16 protein-coding genes and 1 pseudogene are annotated in these 23,557 nt (G+C 61.9%); 10 read left to right on the forward strand and 7 right to left on the reverse strand.

The genetic code is table 11. From position 1 onward, the window contains the following. Nucleotides 1-413 precede the first annotated feature (413 nt). Together ACT9T4_RS08735 and gbca are read right to left on the reverse strand one after the other, a co-directional pair. Entirely contained in the window at nucleotides 414-4,370 is a 3,957-nt protein-coding gene (locus ACT9T4_RS08735; RefSeq protein ID WP_499116516.1) for a hypothetical protein, read from the reverse strand. A gap of 313 nt (nucleotides 4,371-4,683) precedes the next feature. Continuing rightward, the gene (gbca, locus tag ACT9T4_RS08740) at nucleotides 4,684-5,976 is read right to left on the reverse strand and encodes a glycine betaine monooxygenase oxygenase subunit (protein WP_179539323.1); all 1,293 of its coding nucleotides are present in this window, start codon (nucleotides 5,974-5,976) and stop codon (nucleotides 4,684-4,686) included. A gap of 356 nt (nucleotides 5,977-6,332) precedes the next feature. Here gbca and gbcB point away from each other — a divergent pair, with 356 nt between their 5' ends. Continuing rightward, nucleotides 6,333-7,433 carry a glycine betaine monooxygenase reductase subunit gene (gene gbcB, locus ACT9T4_RS08745; protein WP_042553858.1) on the forward strand — a complete coding sequence of 367 codons (1,101 nt, stop codon included), beginning with the start codon at nucleotides 6,333-6,335 and terminating at the stop codon, nucleotides 7,431-7,433. 1,284 nt (nucleotides 7,434-8,717) lie between these two features. On the opposite strand, the pseudogene ACT9T4_RS08750 reads toward gbcB, so the two are convergent. The 4 genes and pseudogenes from ACT9T4_RS08750 to ACT9T4_RS08765 all read right to left on the reverse strand — a co-directional run. Further along, a pseudogene (locus ACT9T4_RS08750) lies at nucleotides 8,718-8,837 on the reverse strand (threonine aldolase); the annotation flags it as partial. A 617-nt stretch (nucleotides 8,838-9,454) separates the two neighbouring features. Then, nucleotides 9,455-10,144 carry a hypothetical protein gene (locus ACT9T4_RS08755; protein ID WP_499116519.1) on the reverse strand — a complete coding sequence of 230 codons (690 nt, stop codon included), beginning with the start codon at nucleotides 10,142-10,144 and terminating at the stop codon, nucleotides 9,455-9,457. 77 nt (nucleotides 10,145-10,221) lie between these two features. Then, nucleotides 10,222-10,602, reverse strand: coding sequence for a PAAR domain-containing protein (locus tag ACT9T4_RS08760; RefSeq protein WP_499116521.1), 381 nt, complete (start codon nucleotides 10,600-10,602; stop codon nucleotides 10,222-10,224). Nucleotides 10,603-10,880: 278 nt separating this feature from the next. Further along, complete coding sequence (locus ACT9T4_RS08765) at nucleotides 10,881-11,921, reverse strand: threonine aldolase family protein (protein ID WP_499116522.1); 1,041 nt, start codon at nucleotides 11,919-11,921, stop codon at nucleotides 10,881-10,883. Nucleotides 11,922-12,122: 201 nt separating this feature from the next. On the opposite strand from ACT9T4_RS08765, the gene ACT9T4_RS08770 reads away from it, so the two are divergent. From ACT9T4_RS08770 to fdhA, 9 genes are all read left to right on the forward strand, one after another. Beyond that, complete coding sequence (locus ACT9T4_RS08770; protein ID WP_042553860.1) at nucleotides 12,123-12,422, forward strand: hypothetical protein; 300 nt, start codon at nucleotides 12,123-12,125, stop codon at nucleotides 12,420-12,422. 134 nt (nucleotides 12,423-12,556) lie between these two features. After that, entirely contained in the window at nucleotides 12,557-13,267 is a 711-nt protein-coding gene (locus tag ACT9T4_RS08775; RefSeq protein ID WP_499116524.1) for a TraX family protein, read from the forward strand. A 168-nt stretch (nucleotides 13,268-13,435) separates the two neighbouring features. Then, nucleotides 13,436-14,689, forward strand: a complete 1,254-nt coding sequence (gene glyA / locus ACT9T4_RS08780) for a serine hydroxymethyltransferase (RefSeq protein WP_042553862.1) — start codon at nucleotides 13,436-13,438, stop codon at nucleotides 14,687-14,689. A gap of 114 nt (nucleotides 14,690-14,803) precedes the next feature. Beyond that, a complete protein-coding gene (locus ACT9T4_RS08785) occupies nucleotides 14,804-16,054 on the forward strand; it encodes a sarcosine oxidase subunit beta family protein (RefSeq protein ID WP_499116526.1) in 1,251 nt (416 codons plus the stop codon). Nucleotides 16,055-16,109: 55 nt separating this feature from the next. Next, nucleotides 16,110-16,436 carry a sarcosine oxidase subunit delta gene (locus tag ACT9T4_RS08790; protein ID WP_042553864.1) on the forward strand — a complete coding sequence of 109 codons (327 nt, stop codon included), beginning with the start codon at nucleotides 16,110-16,112 and terminating at the stop codon, nucleotides 16,434-16,436. Beyond that, a complete protein-coding gene (locus ACT9T4_RS08795) occupies nucleotides 16,433-19,450 on the forward strand; it encodes a sarcosine oxidase subunit alpha (protein ID WP_499116529.1) in 3,018 nt (1,005 codons plus the stop codon). Before ACT9T4_RS08790 ends, ACT9T4_RS08795 begins: the two co-directional genes overlap by 4 nt. Next, the gene (locus ACT9T4_RS08800) at nucleotides 19,443-20,072 is read left to right on the forward strand and encodes a sarcosine oxidase subunit gamma (protein WP_042553866.1); all 630 of its coding nucleotides are present in this window, start codon (nucleotides 19,443-19,445) and stop codon (nucleotides 20,070-20,072) included. The genes ACT9T4_RS08795 and ACT9T4_RS08800 overlap by 8 nt, the downstream gene beginning before the upstream one ends. Nucleotides 20,073-20,278: 206 nt before the next feature. Further along, nucleotides 20,279-21,136: a formyltetrahydrofolate deformylase gene (gene purU / locus ACT9T4_RS08805; protein WP_499116531.1), complete on the forward strand. Its 858-nt coding sequence runs from the start codon at nucleotides 20,279-20,281 to the stop codon at nucleotides 21,134-21,136. A gap of 212 nt (nucleotides 21,137-21,348) precedes the next feature. Next, on the forward strand, nucleotides 21,349-22,548 hold the full coding sequence (gene fdhA, locus ACT9T4_RS08810) for a formaldehyde dehydrogenase, glutathione-independent (RefSeq protein ID WP_042553868.1): 1,200 nt from the start codon (nucleotides 21,349-21,351) through the stop codon (nucleotides 22,546-22,548). Nucleotides 22,549-22,597: 49 nt separating this feature from the next. Here the strand turns inward: fdhA and yihG are convergent, their stop codons facing one another. Next, entirely contained in the window at nucleotides 22,598-23,488 is an 891-nt protein-coding gene (gene yihG / locus ACT9T4_RS08815; RefSeq protein ID WP_499116533.1) for a 1-acylglycerol-3-phosphate O-acyltransferase, YihG family, read from the reverse strand. Nucleotides 23,489-23,557: the final 69 nt, after the last annotated feature.

The following is a 23,557-nucleotide window of genomic DNA, read 5'->3' on the forward strand; positions in this document are numbered from 1 at the left end:
ATGCTCTGAATAGCCAGCCACCATCGGTGTTGATGGCTTTGGTGGGCTAAAGCGCCACCCTACGGTTGATGCCCCTGGGGGTAGGGTGGGCTTCAGCCCACCATCGACAACGCCCGCAGCCCGAAGCTCCGAGCCGCATGCTCTGAATAGCCAGCCACCATCGGTGTTGATGGCTTTGGTGGGCTAAAGCGCCACCCTACGGTTGATGCCCCTGTGGAGTAGGGTGGGCTTCAGCCCACCACAACAACGGCCACAGCCCCAAGTACTGAACCGCATGCTCTGAATAGCCAGCCACCATCGGCGTTGATGGCTTTGGTGGGCTAAAGCGCCACCCTACGGTTGAGGCCCCTGGGGAGTAGGGTGGGCTTCAGCCCACCAGAGGAGTCCATTGCCAATCGAACCGTTCTGGCCAATCAACCGCGCATCACCCGCCAGGCCGGTGTGTTTTCGTTGGGGTTGTAGGTCAGCTCGCTCTTGTCGGTTTTCTCCACGCCGATGGCTTTCAACCAGGTTTCCAGGTCGCCGGTACTGATCTTGCCGTCACGTTTGTCGTTCTTGGCCAGGTTGTCGAGCTGGTCGAAGAAGCCCTGATTGTCGAGCAGGAAGCGCGCCGCCTCCTTCTCGGCGTCGCTGCCATCGCCGTTGGCGATCTTCTCCAGGTCCTTCTTGCTGACGATGGCGTCCTTGCCGTTCCAGTCGTCCCAGCGATCACGGATGGTGTCGATGATGCCCTTGTGCTCGTCGAAGAAGGCTCGGTCGTACTGGTCCTCATGGGCGCCGACCATCTTCAGCCAGGTATTGAGATCGTTGGTGCTTACCTTGCCATCCTGGCCGCCCTTGCCCCACTGGGTATCGAGCTGGTCGAAGAACTCGCTGTTGTCGAGCAGGAAGCGTGCGGCCGCCTTCTCTGCGTCGCTGCCGTCGCCGTTGGCGATCTTTTCCAGGTCCTTCTTGCTGACGATGGCGTCCTTGCCGTTCCAGTCGTCCCAGCGCTCGCGGATGGTGTGCATGACTTCGCGATTGTCCTGATAGAAGTCCTTGTCGAACTTGGCCAGGTGCATGTCGTCATCCAGACGGTTGATGGATGAGCCACCTTCCTGGGGCGTTTCCTTGAAGTGCTCCCATTCATCCTTCTGGTAGTCGTAGATGCTCTGCCCTGCCGGGGCGTCGCGGCCTTCGTACTCGTAGAAGCTGTAGCGCGCGTACTCGAGCTTGTCGCCCCAGTCTTCCTGGGTCAGGCCGAGTTCGGCGAGATCCTTGAACCACTGGCCTTCCTTGTCGGTGGCTTTCTGTTTTTTCTCGTGGTCGACGAAGATGCCGATAATGCCGGCGATCAGCCCGAGGCCCGCGGTGATCAGAAACAGCGGGCCGGTCGCTCCAGCCAGCGCGCCGATGCTGGCGAACAGGCCGGCGGTGCCGATCACGCCGGCCGTTGTGCCCGCCACGCCGCTGATGATCTGCAGGGCACCAGCCGCCTTGCCCATATCGCTGTTGTTGGCGATGGCGTCCTTGATCGCGTAGCCGCCCATGACGATATCCGCAACGCTGAGAATGTCCGGTGCCACGCCCAGCACCTTGGTCAGCGTGCCGCCAATCTTTGCCGCCAGGCCGGGCTTGATGGACGGCACGTCTACCGCGCCGTTGGGGCTCAGGGCGTCGCGAACGGTCGCGTTGTCGACGACGCTCTGCGCCGGAGGATTGTTGCGGATGGCATCGTTGATCGGTTCGATGGCGTCATCGAGCACGTCCGCTGCGGGTGGTGGGCGGTTGTCCTGCTCGTACATCTGTTCGATGGCCTGACGATCCAGCTCCACGTCTGCACCGGGTGCCGCCGAGGTACGCTCACTCATCACCCGCTCGAAGGATTCGACACTGGGTGGAGCGATATTGCGCTCTTCGAAGAACTCCACCGCATCTTCGTAGACCGAATAGCCTGAGGATGTCGTGGAGGGCGGCAGCGGACGACTGGCTGCGTTTTCCAGGTGATCGGCGAACTCGAGAATCGAAGCATCGTCGGGCACCTGCCCCAGACCCGCCGCGGCCTGTCTTTCGGCGATACTCTGATTGATGGTGTCCTCGGTTATCACGAGGTTCTGCTCGTTGGCGAGCTGATTGAGGCTGTTGTAGCGCGAGTAGTCTGCGGGTGGATTGCCGCCGGCACGCTGGACGACGTCGTCCAGCAGGGCGCGAATGCCGTCGTCGTCCAGGGGGCCGATGCCTGCGGCTTCAGCCGAAAGCCTGACCTGATCGAGTACGTTGCCGCCGCCACCACCATTCAGCGAGCCGAGCTCGATGACGCTGTTGGCGCGGCTCTCTACCGCGTCGGGGATACCGGAGATGCCGCGTTCGCGCAGGAAGCCTTCGATCTTCTTGCCGATCGTGCCATTTTCCTTGCCCCAGATTTCCGGCAGCGTTTTGCTCAGGCCCAGCAGTTCGGCGGTATTGGTCTTGGTGAACTTGTCGAAGATCTTGGTCTTTTCGAACTGCGCACCACCACTGAGGAAGGTGATGAAATCCTTGGCGATGGCAAGGCGTTCCAATGGCTCGTCGGACAGTTGACCGTTCTTGGCCGAAAGCATGTAAATCGCGCCGCCCAGCGAGCCGAACGCGGAGATGGTACCAAGTACGCCGTACTGGTTGAGCGTGCCTATGGCCCTGGTGAAGTCATCCTTGCTGACTTCCGCCGGGATGTATTTGGTTTGTAGCTGCTGGTCGAAATCAGCCTGGCTGATGGTGCCGTTGTTGAGCTGATTGCTGAGCTCGACGAAGTCGGCCATCTTGGTCTTGTCGTTGAGCAGTTCGTTGTAGAACTTCTCGATGCTGTCCTGGACGCGGCGAGGGATGTCGGCGGACTTGAGCACGGTCTTTATCAGCGCCCCCATGTCCTTGTAGGCCATCTCCTTGTATTCGTCGGGGATCGCTCCAGGGTCGCCGACCAGGGTATCGATCTCGACCAGGATACTGTTCTGCTTGAGCTCCGACTCGGCCTTGCGGGCGCGCTCCGGGTCGAGCAGTTCGAGGCTCGAAGCGAGGCGGGCGACTTCCGATTGGCCCTCGCTGTCGAGCCCCTGTTTCTTCATGTCCGCGAGGTATTCGACGAAGTCCAGACTGGTCAGGGTTTCGTAGATCTCGTCGGCCAGCTTGGTCTTGTCCTCGCCGCTGATTTTCTCGATGGCACTGTCCAGCTCGGCCTGGAATTCCTTGCCGATCTTGTCCTTCTCGCCGTCGCCGCTGGTGAACATTTCGCTGAGCAGCTTATCCACCGAGTTGCCGTTGAGGATGTCCTGCATATCCTCTTCGCTCAGCGTCTCGCCATCGGTGTCGAACTTCCGCCAGGTGGTGTCGCCACCGCGTGGGTCTTCGATGTAGGGGGTGATGCGGTGCCCGCTTTCCATGGCTGCCTTGGCCTCGATGGCCTTGACCAGCTTGTAGACGTCGCTGTCCTTGTCGACCTTGCCGTCGTCGATGAGCTTCTTGTACTTGTCGAGCAGGTTCTTGGTGGCCAGCTCGACCACCGTCATCTCTTCCTTGTTGTCCTTGTTGGCCTTCTCGCCGCTGCTCTGGCCGAGCAGATCCAGTGCATCGAGGTCGGGCAGGTCGTACTTGTCACGAAGGTCCTGGATCGAGTCGCCGCCTTTGACGTGGTCACTCCACATCCCGGCGACCCGGTCGTACATTTCCTTGTTTTCGTGTTCGGATACGACGTACTTCTTGCCGTCCTTGGTCTCGAACTGGATGACCCCGTTGCCGAACTCGTCCGGGCTACCCCAGACGGCAATGTCGTGCTCGGCCACATAGGTGTCGGCACCGGCGACTTCACGGCCATCGGCCACGCGCTGCTCGAGGGTATAGCGTGACAGGCCGATCTGCTGCACAGAAGCGAACAGCTCTGGGGTCAGTGCTTTGGAGACGCTGACGGTTTCGCCGTTGGCGGTGATGTAGGTGATCACCTCGGTGTCTTCGAGATTGCCCTGCCACTTGAACTGGGTGTAGTCGCCCGCCTTCTGCACCTCGGTATTGCGGTCGGCGATGGCGTGGTCGTCGCCCATCGCCGCGACCACCTGGGCCTTCTGCTCGGGGGACTGGTTGAGGGCATGCAGGTTGAGCAGGAACTTGTACAGCTCGGGGTTGACCGAGCGGTCCACCACCACGCCCTGACCATTCAACTGGTAACGGATCTTTCCATCCTTGGGCGCTTCGACCTGGGTCTTGTCCACTGGCGGCCACGTCTCGTTGTCGGTGGCGACGCGGTCTTCCTTGGGCTTGGGATTACCTTCGGCCTTCAGGCTCAGACGCATGACGTTGTCGAAACGCAGGCCGTCACCGCCTGCCTGATCGTTGGGGCCTTTGCTCAGTGGTTTCACGCTCACGGTGGTTTCCTCGCGAAAGTGGAAGCGCGTGGCCGGGCTGCTTCGCAGAGAAAACCGCGTGTGTGCCGATGGCCGGGACTGCCTCGATTGTTTCGCTTACGGGCGTGAAATGCTGTGAAACATTCCGTTCATAAATCGAACGGGCAGGGAGAGGCCCCGCGGAGCATTGGTAGGTTAAAGGCGAAAGCCGCCGTTCGTAGTCGGGCACCAATTGGTGGGCTGAAGCCCACCCTACTGTTAGATGCGCGGCTGTAGGGTGGGCTTTAGCCCACCAAATCGAAGGTCCGCTTTCGCCTTTTTGCAGCCCTTGTTTTTACTGCGCCTTGACGTCGCGCAGGTAGGGCGCAGGCGCGGCGCCCAGGTTGTTGAGCATGCGGCCGCTGTACCAGTCGATGAAATTGACCACGCCGAACTCGTAGGTCTTCGAGTAGGGGCCGGGCTGGTAGGCGGTGGAGTTGATGCCGCGCTGGTTCTCTTCGGCCAGGCGGCGATCCTGGTCGTTGGTGGCGTCCCATACCTGGCGCAGGCGGGCCACGTCGTAGTCGACGCCTTCGACGGCATCCTTGTGCACCAGCCATTTGGTGGTGACCATGGTCTCCTGGGCACTGATCGGCCACACGGTGAAGACGATCATGTGATCGCCCATGCAGTGGTTCCACGAGTGCGGCAGGTGAAGGATGCGCATCGAGCCCAGGTCGGGGTTCTGGATGCGGCCCATCAGCTTCTGGCTGCCCTGCTTGCCGTCCATGGTCATGGACACGGTGCCTTTGAGCAGGGGCATGCGCACGATGCGGTTACGCAGGCCGAAACCCGCGTGCAGGTAAGGGATCTTCTCGGCTTCCCACTTGGCCGCGGACTCGGCAACGTGATCCTTGAAGGCCTGGCTGGCACGCGGGTCGTTGGTGTCGTCCCATTCCAGCAGGGTGTTGAGCAGCTCCGGGTGCGAACCGTTGCAGTGGTAGCACTCGCGGTTGTTTTCCAGCACCAGTTTCCAGTTGGCCTTCTCGTACAGGTTGGTCTGCACCGCCACCTTGGCGTTCTCCATGTCGTACGGTTCCATGTAGTGCGACAGGGTGGCGAGGAATTCGTCGATGGCCGGTGGGTTCTCGGCCAGGGAGATGAAGATGTAGCCGCCAGCGGTCTTGCAGCTCACCGGCTTGAGGTTGTAGTCCTTGAGGTCGAAGTCGGCGCCCATTTCGGTGCCGGCGAACAGCAGGCGGCCATCCAGCTCGTAGGTCCACTGATGGTAGGGGCAGACCAGCTTGGCCACCTTGCCCTTGTCGCTGGTGCACAGGCGCGAGCCGCGATGCCTGCAGACGTTGTGGAAAGCATGCACGCTGCCCTCGGCACCGCGGATGACGATGATCGGGTTGTTGCCGATCTGCAGCGTCAGGTAATTACCCTTGGTGGGGATCTCGCAGGTCATGCCGGCGATCAGCCATTCCTTGTGGAAGATCTCCTGCATGTCGAGCTGGAACATGCGTTCGTCGTTATAGAACGGCTGTGGCAGGGAAAAGGTGCGCTCGCGGTTCTGCAGCATGTCGGCGGCTGCGGCGCGTGCCGGTTCCAGCGGGTCGCCAAGGCTCAGTGTGGAGGTGACGGTCATCGGAGAACTCCTCGTGGCGAGCGCGCTGCGCTGGCCGTGAAAGTGGCTATTGCGGTGGTACGCAAGGTGGCGCATCGCACCCCTGGGCGCCTGCCGATTGGCGCTTTTCAGAGGGGGCTGCGGCTGGCGCTCTTATCCTGTTCGGCTGGGGGCGAGTGTGGAGCCGGGCGCGGCGTGAACCTTATCCATGGGCGACATGGCCGAATCATTTCCCGACTCGGTAGGCCAGTGTCTACGGGGCAGGTCGCCGTTAGCATGCCGATGTCGCTGGCAGGTAAATGAACGACAGGTGCGTTGCGCACAATCGCGGCAGAGACAGGGCCGGTGAGCGGCCTGCGTGCGCGAGAGAAACGACCATGTCGAACGAATTCCTCTATCCCGTCACTACCCAGACCTGGAGCAATGGCCGCCACGTGGTGCGCTGCGTCAAGGTCATCCAGGAAACATGGGATGTGCGCACCTTCTGCTTCATGGCCGACCAGCCGGTGCTGTTCTTCTTCAAGCCGGGTCAGTTCGTCACCCTGGAGCTGGAGATCGAAGGCCGGCCGGTGATGCGCTCCTACACCATCTCCAGCTCACCCTCGGTGCCCTACAGCTTCTCCATCACCATCAAGCGGGTACCGGGCGGCAAGGTGTCCAACTGGTTGCACGACAACCTGTCCGAAGGCCAGGAGCTGGCGGTGCATGGTCCGGTCGGGCTGTTCAATGCCATCGATTTTCCGGCGGACAAGGTGCTGTTTCTCAGTGGCGGGGTGGGCATCACCCCGGTGATGTCGATGGCCCGCTGGTTCTACGACACCAATGCCAACGTCGACATGGTCTTCGTGCACAGCGCGCGCTCGCCCAAGGACATCATCTACCACCGTGAGCTGGAGCACATGGCGGCGCGGATCAACAACTTCAATCTGCACGTGATCTGCGAGAAGCATGGTCTGGGCGAAGCCTGGTCGGGCTATCGCGGCTACCTCAACGAGCCCATGTTGCAGCTGATGGCGCCGGACTATCTGCAGCGGGAGATCTTCTGCTGCGGGCCTACGCCCTACATGGCGGCGGTCAAGCGGCTGCTCGAGGCCAAGGGCTTCGATATGAGCCGCTACCACGAGGAGGCCTTCGGCCCGGTACCGGCAGACGTGCGCGAGGAGGTCAAGGAACTGGCCGAGCAGGCTGCCGATGCGCCGGACGTGCCGGCTGCAGATCTCAATCAGGTGGCATTCACCAGCACCGGCAAGAGCATTCAGGTCGGCCCTGGCGAGACGGTGCACGCGGCGGCGGCGAAGCTCGGGCTGCATATCCCCAAGGCATGCGGGATGGGGATTTGCGGAACCTGCAAGGTACTGAAGACGGCCGGCGATGTGGATATGGAGCACAACGGCGGGATCACCGACGAAGACGTGGCCGAGGGATACATCCTGTCCTGCTGCAGCGTGCCACGTAACGACGTGAGCATCGATTACTGACCGCTCCAGTCATTGGTCATAAAGTAGACAGCTTTGCCTGGGCCACGCAGCGCCTGGGCTGCAGGCAGTGTCGAACAGCTTATCCACAGCCGGGCACACAGTAATTGTGCGCAAGCTTCGGTGTCGATCGCTGTGCTATTCGATTGATCGCCTGTGCTATCAACGGGCGATCCCCACCTGACGCGGCGACGTGGGAGGCGAGCGAAAACTCGCCAATCCTCGACAGGCTTTGCAGGCGTTGACGGTTGAGCATCGCTGGACAGGTTATCCACAATTGTATGCACAGCTATTGTGAAGAACCTGCGGCCTTGCTCGGGTCTGCAGCGGCCCTGACGGATTTATCAACCTCATGAAATCGTTCGCTTTTTGATCTATTTTCCGCAAGCACCGTGCATGCTGGCCTGTAGCGGAGTGGCGACAGGTTATTCACAGCTTGATCCACGGACTTTGGGGGAAAAGAGCTCAGTAGGCGATTCATCTGTACACAGCTCTGATGCTTATCGAGGTTTCTCGACTGCCTGGGCGCCGGGGTTTCGACTGGTGATCAGAAAGTGATCAGCTCGCCCCAGGTGCCTTTCCCATTGGCTTGCAGCCCGGTCTGAACACCTTATGCACAGGTAAGCGCACAGCTTCTGTGTGTAGATAACTCTTCAAGCTGTTGAAATAGAACGGTTTTCAATCGAATTACTGCAGCCCTTGTGGGGCGTGGGATGTAGCGGCTTACCTACAGTTTATCCCCGTCATCATCCACGGATTGTGGGGACGGCTGTCCACAATGCGCCGGCAACGCTGCAAAGGTGCTGTGGATGAATCGACCGTCAAATGGGCTGATCAAAAAAAGATCAGCTCCCTGCAGGCGCCGTGGTATTTGGGCTGCAGCTACATATGCACAGCTTGTGAAAGGGTTGCTGCACAGTGAATGTGCGTAACCCGTAAGACAACTCATTGAAATAGAACGTTTTTTGTACGAATCGCCAGAGGCGCCGAACTGCCTGGCGTGTAGCCCGTTGCCGACAGCTTATCCACACCATCGTCCACGTGATCTGGGGATGGTGTCGGTGTTTATCCCCAGTCGCCTGAAATCGCCTCTTATCAGCAGAAGTTATGCCGCCAAGGATGCTGTCGCTCGCGAACTGCAGCGCAGCCGTGCTGATTCCCGCGCACCGACAGGCCGTGGCTTTTATCCACAGAGTGCCTGAGACGTGTGGGAGGTTTTGCGAGGAGGGTGGGTGGATCAGGCGAGCGCCGCGATCCACCTTGTTTGCTTGCCGTCCGACCGTGCGCTTAGCCGGCCATGACCTCGCGGATATCCGCGGCCAGCTGACGGACGCGGGCTTCCTCGGTGTCCCAGGAGCACATGAAGCGTGCGCCACCGGCGCCGATGAAGGTGTAGAAGCGCCAGCCGTCGCTCAAATAGCTTCGCGGTCAACGTAGCGAACTGGCGCAAGGCTGGGACCTCGCCCCTGGAGGGATCTTGGGGCGGCACGAGTTGACCGCAGGGAGCTAAGGCTTATGGGGTGGGCAAGGGCTTGCAGCGCCACTCATGCGTGCCCTCTATTCGTTCAGCGTCTCTAACAGACCAGTTGCCAGCCTCATCGATCAAACAGAAGCGTTTGTAGAACCAGGCTCTTCGATTTTTCTGGTCGCCGGCCTGTAGAAAAACTTCATAAATATCTGGCTTGAGCGTTTGAGGTGGCACCTGGTTTTCTAAGGAAACAATAGGTTGGCCATATTCGATGCAGGTGTCCGATCGTAGTCGTAAGGTAGAACTTGTGGCACCGGGTGGTGTACTGGCTTCCCAGACTTGAGCCGACGGACGATTGACTTGAACCGCATATAGCACGACATGATTTTGATCGAGGCTAGCCTTGCGGGAAAACAAACCAGGCACTTCATAAGTTTCGTCGGCGCCTATGCATAGCGCGCCATTGCGTATCCATACGCGAGCGTCACCATCGTGGTGTCGAGACATTGCATGCCCGTCACATAGAAAGCCGAAGACCATTACGGAGAGTAGAGCGCTACGGTAGCAGTTTGCGGTCATTTGGATTGCTCAGGAAATCGCTAAGGACGCTCTTGTAAATATCTATGCTGGTTACTCGGCGACCGCTGGCGCTCCTTGTGGAGTTACCGGCCGACCAACAATAGTAATCGGCGATGACATCGCCTTGCTGTTCCATATTGAAATCTTGCAATTTATCGCCCGGCTTCAGTTCGTACTGATAAGGGTCACCCAGAAGCCCCCAAAGTTTGCCAGGGTGCAGCAGAAGACCATGTAGTTTCACCCAATACCCCAGTTGGTACTGCCATACATGCACCATCTCGTGTATGAACCAATGTTGGTCATTAGGCAGAAGGGAGAAGTCTTCTTTGTAGTAGTCGGGGTTGAAATACATCTCGCCATTCGGGGTCATCGCAGTATTGTCTGGCTGTAGCCCGAACGGCAGGTATTCCTCGCTGTGGATCTTGATCTTGGTGTAATCCACCGAGTCTTTGAACAGGCTTTGCGCCATGGCTAGCTCGCCACTGGTCAGCATCCGGAAACTGTCGCTTTTGCTCACTGATAAAGGCGGTACTTTCGCTCCAGCACTTGCGGCGGTTTGCACGCCATTTAGAGGAATTGATAATCCATTCGATTGGGCCGGGGCGTGCCGATCGCAGCAGTTCGTAGTGAGGGCCGGTGGCAGCAGGTTCACACTGGCAATGGCCATTTGCGTGAGCGTTCGTATAGGTTGGGTAGTGCCAGATGCATTGGTAATCCCTTTCTGAATCGAACCATCTTCCAGGATCACCCTATATGGTAGGCACGAATAGGGTTGGCCATTAGATGCAGAGAGTTGCAACTGGCAACTAAAGGCTCCACGCATCGGCACAGGAGGGGTGAAGGGGCAGGGATGTGCTGATTACCAACCAGTACATCTCCAGATCCCGTAATAATTGTGCCTCCATGACTGGTCGAACTGCCAAGAAAAGCGATGGGTAATCCATTGACCAGAATGGTGCTCATGCCTTCGGCTACAGTATCGCCACAAGCACTTCTATCTCCTACGCGCAGAGCCGGCAGGCCGTTGATCAAAACGTCAGGAGAGCCGGTAACGGTAGGGTTAGCGCCGTGCCCCGGGAGTCGGCAGGAGTCTTGATCGCTTTGGCGAGCTGCGGGCTTGGACATATATTTGCTTCCTGCAATAAGACCAGGCAGGCCTGGTTGGCTCCAGTGATCCGTTTACCTGGTGTTTAGAATGTACTCAATATTGCCCCAAACTACTGTTCTCATCCATGACGTGTGTCGTTTTTCACCGAAGCAGGGGCGCAGCGGGCAACCTAGTGTGTGGCTATTTCGTTTTTAAGCTGTTTGCTATGCATCTGTGCAGCGTTATGGAGGGCGATTCGCTTGTCTGGACTGGCAGGGCGCAGTACGCCCTGCCGTGGCCGGCCGGAGCGATGGGCTCAGGCGCTCATCACTTCGCGGATATCCGCGGCCAGCTGACGGACGCGGGCTTCCTCGGTGTCCCAGGAGCACATGAAGCGTGCGCCACCAGCACCGATGAAGGTGTAGAAGCGCCAGCCGCGGGCGGTCAGGGCGGCGAGGGCCGGTTCGGACATCTGCAGGAACACGCCGTTGGCCTGCACCGGGAACATCAGGCTCACGCCGGGCACGTCTTCCACCAGACTGGCGAGCAGTTGTGCACAGTGGTTGGCGTGCTTGGCATAACGCAGCCAGGCATCGTTCTGCAGGATGCCGACCCAGGGTGCTGACAGGTAACGCATCTTCGAGGCCAGCTGCCCGGCCTGCTTGCAGCGGTAGTCGAAATCTTCGGCCAGCTCGCGGTTGAAGAACAGGATCGCTTCGCCGACTGCCATGCCGTTCTTGGTGCCGCCGAAGCAGAGCACGTCGACACCGGCTTTCCAGGTCAGGTCCGCCGGGCTGCAGCCGAGGAAGGCGCAAGCATTGGAGAAGCGCGCGCCGTCCATGTGCAGGTGCAGGCCGAGTTCCTCGCAGGTCTGGCTGATCGCGCGGATTTCTTCGGGGCTGTAAACGGTGCCGACTTCTGTGGCCTGGGTGAGTGTCACCACGCGGGGTTTGGGGTAGTGGATGTCCTTGCGCTTTAGCGCGATCTCGCGGATCGAGGCGGGCGTCAGTTTGCCCTGCTCGGTATGGGCGGTAAGCAGCTTGGAGCCGTTGGAGAAGAATTCCGGCGCGCCGCACTCGTCGGTCTCGACGTGGGCGGTCTCCGAGCAGATCACGCTGTGGTAACTCTGGCACAGCGCGGAGAGCGCCAGGGAGTTGGCGGCGGTGCCGTTGAAGGCGAAGAACACGTCGCAGTCGGTTTCGAACAGGCTGCGGAAGTGGTCGGCGGCGCGGGCCGTCCATTCGTCGTCGCCATAGGCGCGCTGGTGTCCCTGATTGGCTTCTGCCATGGCTTCCCAGGCCTCGGGGCAGATGCCCGAGTAGTTGTCGCTGGCGAATTGCTGGGAGTTGTCGGGCATTGGAAAATCCTTGTCTGCTTCGCCCCAACCGGGCGTATGCCGCTACTTTAGCCCGCCTTGGCCAGCCTTAGAACTCGCTGGCGCGACATATTGTTCAGGGCTCGTCGAGGGCAATCATTCTGAACTCACGGCAGTCTGTGGGCTCACAAAGCAGAGAGTCGTAATCAAGGACTCGCCGATTCCAAGCTACAGGAGCCCACCATGAGCTACCGTCATCTGATCGCACTTTTCGCACCGCTCGCCTTCGCCTTGCCGGCCGTGGCAGCCGAACCCTGGTCCCCCGAAGCCAAGTCGACCTTCGTGCAGGAGTGCGTGAAAGGCGCCCAGTCCGGCCACTCGCAAGAGAAGCTGACGGCGTTCTGCGACTGCGCTGCGACCAAGGTCAGCGAGGAGTTCAGTGAGGCCGAAATGGCCGAGATGAGCAAGCAGGTGCCGCCGGATGCCGCGCTGCAGCAGCGCTTGGTCACGGCCTCGAGCAGCTGCAACACCAAACTGCAGTAAGCCTCGAACCGGCGGCGCAGGGTTTAGCCCTGCGCCGCCTTCTGATTTGCGTCGAGGCAGCCAGAGCCTCTACCGTGCAGCCTCATATCCCAGCGTGACGCGTGCACATGCCTCCAGCATCACTTGCTCAGCCAATGCCTTTCGGCCGTGACGCGGCCCTCGATCTGATCAAATGGCTGGCGCTGCTGACCATGCTGATCGATCACCTTCGCCATGTCTGGCCCTCCCTGTATTTCCTCTACGTACCTGGTCGTCTGGCCTTTCCATTGTTCTGTCTGGCCATTGCTGCCAACGTTGCGCGACCGAGAGTGGGTGATTCCGGCGCCGTATCGCTGAGTTATCTCGGCTGGTTGCTGCTGTTCTCGCTGCTATCGGAGTGGCCCTACCGGCTGCTGGTGCCCTCGGCGGAATCGCTCAACGTGCTGCCGACCCTAGTGCTCGGCCTGCTGATCGCCAATGCGGTGCAGCGCCCGCAGCCCCAGGCCTGCTGGCTGGGTGGGGCGGCGCTGTTGATCGCCGTGTTCGGCCATGAGTGGCTGATGTTCGGCGCTTTCGGCGCGGTATTGCCGGCGGCGTTCCTGCTGGCGCTGCGCAAGCCTCATGGCGCCTGGCTGCTGCCGATGGTCTGCTGCCTGGCGGCGAACTACTGGGCGCCTTTCTATCGCGACGCCGCCCGGGGCGACCCGTTCGCCTGGAGCGTGCTCGCCATCTGCCTGTTCGCCCCGCTGGTCGGTCTGCTGCTGTTGCGCATCCGTCCGCCATTCCCGGTACCACCGGTACGACGCTGGGCCTATCTGTTCTATCCCGGGCACTTTCTCGCGCTGGTCGCACTGCGATTCATCTGAGTTTGCGGCATGTGCAATTGCGACACTCGGTCATGTCGCAAACGCAATCTCCCGTGGCGTGCATAGGCATCTGGTTCTCGAGGGCGAGTCATACCATCGCTGCAACAAGACTCATATCGAGCAACCGAGCCAGATGCGGCGCCTCCAGGCGCCTCGGGGAGATACGTGATGTTCAGCAAGCAAGATCAGATCCAGGGCTACGATGACGCACTGCTCAGCGCGATGAATGCCGAGGAGCGTCGTCAGGAACATCACATCGAACTGATCGCCTCGGAAAACTACACCAGCAAGCGGGTGATGGAGGCGCAGGGCAGCGGGCTGACCAACAAGTACGCCGAAGGCTATCCGGGCAAGCGCTACTACGGCGGTTGCGAGCATGTGGACAAGGTCGAGGCGCTGGCCATCGAGCGTGCCAAGCAGCTGTTCGGCGCCGATTACGCCAACGTGCAGCCGCACTCCGGCTCCTCGGCCAACTCTGCCGTGTACCTGGCGCTGTTGCAGCCCGGCGACACCATTCTCGGCATGAGCCTGGCCCATGGCGGCCACCTGACCCACGGGGCCAAGGTCAGCTCGTCCGGCAAGCTGTACAACGCCGTGCAGTACGGCATCGATACCGACACCGGGCTGATCGATTACGACGAAGTCGAGCGCCTGGCCATCGAGCACAAGCCGAAGATGGTGGTCGCCGGTTTCTCGGCTTACTCCAAGACCCTGGATTTCCCGCGTTTTCGTGCCATCGCCGACAAGGTCGGCGCCTACCTGTTCGTCGACATGGCCCACGTTGCCGGTCTCGTTGCGGCTGGTCTGTATCCGAACCCGATTCCCCTTGCGGACGTGGTCACCACCACCACCCACAAGACCCTGCGCGGGCCCCGTGGCGGCCTGATCCTCGCCAAGGCCAACGAAGAGATCGAGAAGAAACTCAACGCTGCGGTATTCCCCGGTGCCCAGGGCGGCCCGTTGATGCATGTGATCGCCGGCAAGGCGGTGTGCTTCAAGGAGGCGCTGGAGCCTGGCTTCAAGGATTACCAGGCGCAGGTCATCAAGAACGCCCAGGCCATGGCCGAGGTGTTCATCGAGCGCGGTTTCGATGTGGTGTCCGGTGGTACCGACAACCACCTGTTCCTGCTCTCGCTGATCAAGCAGGGCATCACCGGCAAGGATGCCGACGCAGCCCTCGGGCGCGCTGGCATCACGGTCAACAAGAACGCCGTGCCCAACGATCCGCAGTCACCGTTCGTGACCTCCGGCCTGCGTATCGGTACGCCAGCGGTCACCACCCGTGGTTTCAAGGAAGCCCAGTGCCGTGAACTGGCAGGCTGGATCGCCGACATCCTCGAGCATCTCGGCGATGCCGATGTCGAGGCTCAGGTAGCCGGCCTGGCTGCCGGGCTGTGTGCCGACTACCCGGTGTATCGCTAATTCGTAGGGTGGGAGGCGCTGTTTCCTTCCACCGCGCATCGGTGGATCGGTAAAGCGTGATCCACCCTACGGGCCGCCAGCCAGACGGCAACACACAGAATTCAGGAGTCTCCCATGCAGCGCTATTCCGGCTTCGGCCTGTTCAAGCATTCCTTCAGTCACCACGAAAACTGGCAACGCATGTGGCGCAATCCGACTCCCAAACCGGTGTATGACGTGATCATCGTCGGCGGTGGCGGGCATGGCCTGGCTACCGCCTACTACCTGGCCAAGGAGTTCGGCGTGAAGAACGTCGCCGTGGTCGAAAAGGGCTGGTTGGGTGGCGGCAACACCGCACGTAACACCACCATCGTGCGTTCCAACTACCTGTGGGACGAGTCCGCGCACCTCTACGAGCACGCGATGAAGTTGTGGGAAGGTCTATCGCAAGACCTGAACTACAACGTCATGTTTTCCCAGCGCGGTGTGTTCAATCTCGGCCACACCTTGCAGGACATGCGTGACATCGAGCGCCGCGTCAGCGCCAACCGCCTCAATGGGATCGATGGCGAGGTGGTCGATGCCAAGCAGGTGGCGGAGATGATTCCCTACCTCGATTGCTCGAAGAACACCCGTTACCCGGTCCTCGGTGCCTCGCTGCAGCGCCGCGGTGGCGTCGCCCGTCACGACGCCGTGGCCTGGGGTTTCGCCCGCGCCGCCGACGCCCTGGGCGTCGACCTGATCCAGCAGACCGAAGTCATTGGCTTTCGCAAGCAGGACGGCGCGGTGATCGGCGTGGAAACCAGCAAGGGCTTCATCGGCGCCAAGCGCGTCGGCGTGGTCGCCGCCGGCAACTCCGGTCACCTGGCCAAGCTCGCCGGCTTCCGCCTGCCGCTGGAATCGCACCCGCTGCAGGCGCTGGTCTCCGAGCCGATCAAACCCATCATCGACACGGTGATCATGTCCAACGCCGTGCACGGTTACATCAGCCAGTCGGACAAGGGCGATCTGGTCATCGGCGCCGGGATTGACGGCTACAACGGCTACGGCCAGCGCGGCTCCTATCCGACCATCGAACACACCCTGCAGGCCATCGTCGAGATGTTCCCGGTGCTCTCGCGCGTGCGCATGAACCGTCAGTGGGGCGGCATCGTCGACACCACGCCGGACGCCTGCCCGATCATCGCCAAGACCCCGGTGAAGAACCTGTTCTTCAACTGCGGCTGGGGCACCGGTGGCTTCAAGGCCACGCCAGGCTCGGGCAACGTGTTCGCGGCCAGCCTGGCCAAGGGCGAGATGCATCTGCTGGCCAAGGCCTTCTCCATCGAGCGCTTCCACAACGGTGCGCTGATCGACGAGCACGGCGCAGCCGGTGTGGCGCACTGATTTTGGCGCCCTCTCTCGCTGAGAGAGGGACGATGGTTTTCTGGAGGTACCGAACATGCTGCACATCTTCTGCCCTCACTGTGGCGAACTGCGTTCCGAAGAAGAATTCCACGCTGGCGGCCAGGCGCACATTCCCCGCCCGCTGGATCCGAATGCCTGCACCGATGCGCAGTGGGGCGAGTACCTGTTCTTCCGCGACAACCCGCGTGGCATCCACCACGAGCTGTGGATTCACGCAGCAGGCTGCCGTCAGTACTTCAACGTCACCCGCCACACGGTGAGCTACGAGATTCTCGAAACCTACAAGATTGGCGAGCGCCCCAGCGTCACTGAGGCTTCGCTCGCCGAGAAGAAGGCCGTCGACCAAGGAGTAACGGCATGAGCCAGGTCAATCGTCTTTCCCAGGGTGGCCGCATCGATCGCAGCCAGCCGCTGACCTTCAGCTTCAACGGCCAGAGCTATCAGGGTTATGCCGGCGACACCCTGGCCGCCGCGCTGCTGGCCAACGGCGTCGACGTGATCGGCCGCAGCTTCAAGTACTCGCGCCCGCGCGGCATCGTTGCCGCCGGCGCCGAAGAGCCCAATGCCGTGCTGCAGATCGGTTCCGCCGAAGCGGCGCAGATCCCCAACGTGCGGGCAACTCAGCAGGCGCTGTACGCGAACCTGACGGCCACCAGCACCAACGGCTGGCCGAGCGTCAACACCGACCTGATGGGGATTCTCGGCAAGGTCGGCGGCGGCATGATGCCGCCCGGTTTCTACTACAAGACCTTCATGTACCCGCAGAACCTCTGGCTGACGTACGAGAAGTACATCCGCAAGGCTGCAGGCCTCGGCCGCGCGCCAAAAGAGAACGACCCGGATATCTACGACTACCTGAACCAGCACTGCGACGTGCTGGTTGTCGGTGCCGGCCCTGCCGGGCTGGCTGCAGCCCTGGCCGCCGGCCGCAGTGGCGCCCGGGTCATTCTCGCCGATGAACAGGAAGAGCTCGGTGGCAGCCTGCTCTCTACCCGCGAGATGCTCGACGACAAGCCGGCTGCCGAGTGGGCCGCCAAGGCCATCGCCGAGCTGCAGGCCATGCCGGAAGTGACCCTGCTGGCGCGTGCCACGGTCAACGGTTACCACGACCACAACTTCCTCACCATCCACCAGCGCCTCACCGACCACCTCGGCGAAGTCGCGCCAATCGGCCAACCGCGCCAGCGCCTGCACCGTGTGCGTGCCGGCCGCGTGGTGCTGGCCACCGGCGCCCACGAGCGCCCGCTGGTGTATGCCAACAACGACGTGCCCGGCAACATGCTGGCCGATGCCGTGTCGACCTACGTGCGCCGTTATGGCGTGGCGCCCGGGCAGAAGCTGGTGCTGTCGACCAACAACGATTACGCCTACCGCGTGGTGCTCGACTGGCTCGACGCCGGTCGCCAGGTGGTGGCCGTGGCGGACGCGCGCAGCAACCCGCGCGGCAGCTGGGTCGAGGAAGCGCGCCGACGTGGCGTGCGCGTGCTCACCGGCAGCGCTGTGGTCGAGGCGCGTGGCAGCAAGCGTGTCACCGGTGCGCGCATCTGCGCCATCGACGCTGCCAGGCACAAGGTCACCAGCCCGGGCGAGACCCTCGACTGCGACCTGATCGTCAGCTCCGGCGGCTACAGCCCGGTGGTGCACCTGGCGTCGCACCTTGGCGGTCGTCCGGTCTGGCGTGAAGACATCCTCGCTTTCGTGCCGGGTGACGGTTTCCAGAAACGTCATTGCGCCGGTGCCGTGAACGGTGTGTTCGGCATGGGCGACAGCCTCGCCGATGGTTTCGAGGCCGGTGCCAAGGCGGCCGCCGAAGTGGGCTTCCAGCCGGTGAGCGGCACGCTGCCGAAGGCCGAGAAGCGCATCGAGGAAGCCTCGATTGCGCTGTTCCAGGTGCCGCACGACAAGAACACCGCGCGTGCACCGAAGCAGTTCGTCGATCAGCAGAACGACGTCACCGCCGCCGGTATCGAGCTGGCCACGCGGGAGGGCTTCGAGTCGGTCGAGCACGTCAAACGCTACACCGCGCTGGGCTTCGGTACCGACCAGGGCAAGCTGGGCAACATCAACGGCCTGGCCATCGCCGCCCGTTCGCTGGGCATCAGCATCAGTGAAATGGGCACCACCATGTTCCGCCCGAACTACACCCCGGTGACCTTCGGCGCCATCGCCGGCCGTCATTGTGGCGATCTGTTCGAGCCCAAGCGCTACACCGCCATGCAGAAATGGCACCTGGAAAACGGCGCCGAGTTCGAGGACGTCGGCCAGTGGAAGCGCCCCTGGTACTTCCCGAAAAAAGGTGAAGACCTGCACGCCGCCGTGGCCCGCGAGTGCCTGGCCGTGCGTAACGCGGTGGGCATTCTCGACGCCTCGACCCTGGGCAAGATCGACATTCAGGGCCCGGATGCGCGCGAGTTCCTCAACCGCGTGTACACCAACGCCTGGACCAAGCTGGACGTGGGCAAGGCCCGCTACGGCCTGATGTGCAAGGAAGACGGCATGGTCTTCGACGACGGCGTGACGGCCTGCCTGGCCGACAACCATTTCGTCATGACCACCACCACTGGCGGCGCTGCCCGCGTGATGGAATGGCTGGAGATCTATCATCAGACCGAATGGCCGGAGCTGAAGGTGTACTTCACCTCGGTCACCGACCACTGGGCGACCATGACCCTGTCCGGCCCCAACAGCCGCAAGCTGCTGGCCGAAGTCACCGATATCGACCTGGACAAGGACGCCTTCCCGTTCATGACCTGGAAGGAAGGCAACGTCGGCGGCGTGCCGGCTCGGGTATTCCGGATCTCCTTCACCGGTGAGCTGAGCTACGAAGTCAACGTCCAGGCCAACTATGCCCTGGGGGTGTGGGAGAAGATCATCGCCGCCGGCCAGAAGCACGGCCTGACTCCATACGGCACCGAGACCATGCACGTGCTGCGTGCCGAGAAGGGCTTCATCATCGTCGGCCAGGATACCGATGGCTCGGTCACCCCGGACGACCTGAACATGGGCTGGTGCGTCGGGCGTACCAAGCCGTTCTCCTGGATCGGCTGGCGCGGCATGAATCGCGAAGACACCCTCAAGGAAGACCGCAAGCAACTGGTCGGCCTCAAGCCGGTGGATCCGAACAAGGTGCTGCCAGAAGGCGCGCAACTGGTGTTCGACCCCAAGCAGCAGATTCCGATGACCATGGTTGGCCACGTCACCTCCAGCTACATGAGCGCCGCGATGGGCCATTCCTTCGCCATGGCCCTGGTCAGGGGCGGCCTCAAGCGCATCGGCGAGCGGGTCTTCGCGCCGCTGGTCGATGGCAGCGTGATCGAGGCCGAAATCGTCAGCTCCGTGTTCTATGACCCGAAAGGGGATCGCCAGAATGTCTAACGCCAATCTTTATCAGCAACGCCCTGCCGACATCGCCGGGCAGTCGTCCCTGCACCATGCCGGGTTGCACGAATTGGCCGGCAAGGGCCGCCAGGGCGCTGGCGTCAGCCTGCGCGAGAAGAGCCTGCTCGGCCATCTGGTCCTGCGTGGCGACGCCGACGATGCCAATTTTGCCGGTGGTGTACACAAGGCCCTCGGCCTGGAGCTGCCGGGCGCACTGACCCTGGTAGCCAACGGCGATACCTCGCTGCAGTGGCTGGGCCCGGATGAATGGCTGCTGATCGTGCCTGGCGGCAGCGAGTTCGAGGTCGAGCGCACGCTGCGCGAGACCCTGGATGGTCAGCATATTTCGGTGGTCAACGTCAGCGGTGGGCAAACCCTGCTGGAGCTGCGTGGGCCCAAGGTGCGCGAGCTGTTGATGAAGTCCAGCAGCTACGACGTTCACCCGAAAAACTTTCCGGTGGGCAAGGCGGTCGGCACGGTGTTCGCCAAGTCCCAACTGGTGATTCGCCGCACTGGCGAGGAGACCTGGGAACTGCTGATCCGCCGCAGCTTCTCCGACTACTTCTGGCTGTGGCTGCAGGATGCCAGCGCCGAGTACGGGCTGGCCGTGGAGGCCTGAGGTCTCTTTGCTGTAACCCACTGTGGGAGCGGGCCATGCCCGCGAAAAATCGCGGGCATGGCCCGCTCCCACAGAATAAATGCTGACCGTCGCTCCTGCTTTAGCTTCACCACTCCCAAAGGCCGCGCACTAGCGCAGCCAATGACGCTCCCCGTCGTGCACTGCCGGCCGGCGCATGGGAGCGATCACCACAAGGAATCGCTTTCATGAGCCGCACCCCCGACACCTGGATTCTCACCGCTCACTGCCCGAGCCTGCTGGGCACCGTGGATGTGGTGACCCGCTACCTGTTCGAGCAGGGCTGCTATGTCACCGAGCACCACAGCTTCGATGACCGGCTGGCCAGCCGCTTCTTCATCCGCGTCGAATTCCGCGTCCAGGCCGATTTCGACGAGGCGGCGTTTCTCGCCGGCCTCGATGAGCGCACCGCGCCCTTCGAGATGCGCACCGAGCTGACGCCGCCAGGCTATCGCGCCAAGGTGGTGATCATGGTCTCCAAGGCCGATCATTGCCTCAACGATCTGCTCTACCGTCAGCGCACCGGCCAGTTGCCGATGGACATCACCGCGATCGTCTCCAACCACCCGGACCTCAAGCCCCTGGCCGATTGGAACGGCATCCCGTATCACCACTTCGCCCTCGACCCCAACGACAAGCCGGCGCAGGAACGCAGGGTGCTGCAGGTGGTCGAGGACACCGGCGCCGAACTGGTGGTGCTCGCTCGCTACATGCAGGTGCTGTCCGCCGAGCTGTGCCGCAGGCTCGACGGCCGGGCGATCAACATCCACCACTCGCTGCTGCCCGGCTTCAAGGGCGCGAAACCCTATCACCAGGCCTATCAGAAGGGGGTGAAGCTGGTCGGCGCCACGGCTCACTTCATCAACAATGACCTCGACGAAGGACCGATCATCACCCAGGGGGTGGAAAGCGTCGATCATGCGCACTACCCCGAGGATCTGGTGGCAAAAGGCCGGGATATCGAGTGCCTGACGCTGGCCCGGGCCGTGGGCTACTTCCTCGAGCGGCGCGTGTTCCTCAACGCCAACCGCACCGTCGTGCTCTGACTGGCACGGGTGCCGCGCACAGAACGCTCGCTGTCGGTTTTGTCCCCATGGCAGCGCCAAGCGCTCGCTAGTCTGCCTAGACCGTTTGCGCCACCAGTCGGCGCGACCACTCGGTAGCCGTCCTGCCCTTACCGGCGGGTGCCGAGACAGACGCTTCAATACTCCATTGCAGGGCCTGCGTGCCTTGTATCCACAACAAGAAGGAGATTCATATGTCTGGTAATCGCGGTGTCGTCTATCTCGGCACGGGCAAGGTCGAAGTTCAGAAGATCGATTATCCGAAGATGCAGGATCCGCGTGGTCGCAAGATCGAGCACGGGGTCATCCTCAAGGTGGTTTCCACCAATATCTGTGGCTCCGACCAGCACATGGTGCGCGGTCGCACCACCGCCCAGGTCGGCCTGGTACTGGGCCACGAGATCACTGGTGAGGTGATCGAAAAGGGCAGCGATGTCGAGAACCTGAAGATCGGTGATCTGGTGTCCGTGCCCTTCAACGTCGCCTGTGGCCGCTGCCGCTCCTGCAAGGAACAGCACACCGGCGTGTGCCTGACCGTCAACCCGGCGCGTGCCGGTGGCGCCTATGGCTACGTCGACATGGGCGACTGGACCGGTGGCCAGGCCGAATACGTGCTGGTGCCCTACGCCGACTTCAACCTGTTGAAACTGCCTGATCGCGACAAGGCGATGGAGAAGATCCGCGACCTGACCTGCCTGTCCGACATTCTGCCCACCGGTTATCACGGCGCGGTCACCGCAGGCGTGGGGCCGGGCAGCACCGTGTATATCGCCGGTGCCGGCCCGGTCGGCCTTGCCGCAGCGGCTTCGGCACGGCTGCTTGGCGCCGCGGTGGTGATCGTCGGTGACGTCAACCCGGTGCGCCTGGCCCACGCCAAGGCCCAGGGCTTCGAGATCGCCGACCTGTCCAAGGACACGCCGCTGCACGAACAGATCGCCGACCTGCTCGGTGAGCCGGAAGTGGATTGCGCCGTCGACGCGGTGGGCTTCGAGGCCCGTGGCCACGGCCATGCCGGTGCCCAGCACGAAGCGCCGGCCACGGTACTCAACTCGTTGATGGGCGTGGTTCGGGTGGCCGGCAAGATCGGTATTCCCGGCCTCTACGTCACCGAGGACCCGGGCGCGGTGGATGCGGCGGCGAAGATCGGCAGCCTGAGCATCCGCTTCGGCCTCGGCTGGGCCAAGTCGCACAGCTTCCACACCGGGCAGACCCCGGTGATGAAGTACAACCGTGCTCTGATGCAGGCCATCATGTGGGACCGCATCAACATCGCCGAAGTGGTTGGCGTGCAGGTCATCAGCCTGGAAGACGCCCCCCGTGGCTACGGCGAGTTCGATGCTGGCGTGCCGAAGAAATTCGTCATCGACCCGCACAAGACCTTCAGCGCGGCGTGATCGATGCCGGCGGGGCTCGCTGAGCCTCGCCGCTTCCACTGCCCAGCAATCAGCGTATTTCCCGCCTCAGTTGCGCGATCAGCGCATCCTTCTCTTCCCACAGGCCACTGACCCAGTTCTGCACGTACAGGCGGAATTCGTCGTCGTTCTGGTAGTCGCCCTGCCACAGCGCAGGCTCGAGCGGCCGTGTGCGGATATCCATGATGACCTGGGGTACCTGGCCGCTGATCAGCTTCCAGAAACCGGGCGGTGTGCCTTCCGGATAGACGATGGTGACGTCGAGGATGGCGTCCAGTTGTTCGCCCAGCACGGCCAGCACGAAGGCCACGCCGCCTGCCTTGGGCTTGAGCAGATGGCGGTAGGGCGAGCCCTGCTGCGCCTGTTTGGCCGGGGTGAAGCGCGTACCTTCCAGGTAGTTGACGACCGTGACCGGCAGATCGCGAAATTTCTCGCAGGCACGACGGGTGATGTCCAGATCCTGCCCTTTGAGGTGCGGGTGCTTCTCCAGCTTGGCCTTCGAATAGCGCTTCATGAATGGATAGTCCAGCGCCCAGAACGCCAAGCCGAGAAAGGGCACCCAGATCAGTTGCTGCTTGAGGAAGAACTTGAAGTAGGGCGTCTTGCGGTTGAACGCCTGCACCAGTGCCGGGATGTCGACCCAGGATTGGTGATTGCTGATGATCAGGTAGGAGGTGTCCTGCCGCAGCTCACCGCCGCCGCGAATATCCCAGTGGGTCGGAGTGAGCGCTGCGAAGATGCGTTTGCAGTTCTCCGCCCAGAACTCGGCGACCCACATGACCTGGCGTGAGCAGGCAGCCTTCAGTGGCTTGCCCGGCAGCAAGAACTTGCCGAGGGCGATGAGCAGCATCGGCCCGATCAGAATCAGGGTGTTGAACAGCAGCAGGACGATAACGGTGAGGCCGGTGAGCAGGCGGCGCATGGCAGCTCCTTGGGGGGCGCGAGGTGTTCATCATAGGCAGACAGGATGCTGGCGCCAAATCGGTACGGT

This window comes from Pseudomonas sp. SZ40, from assembly GCF_052958135.1.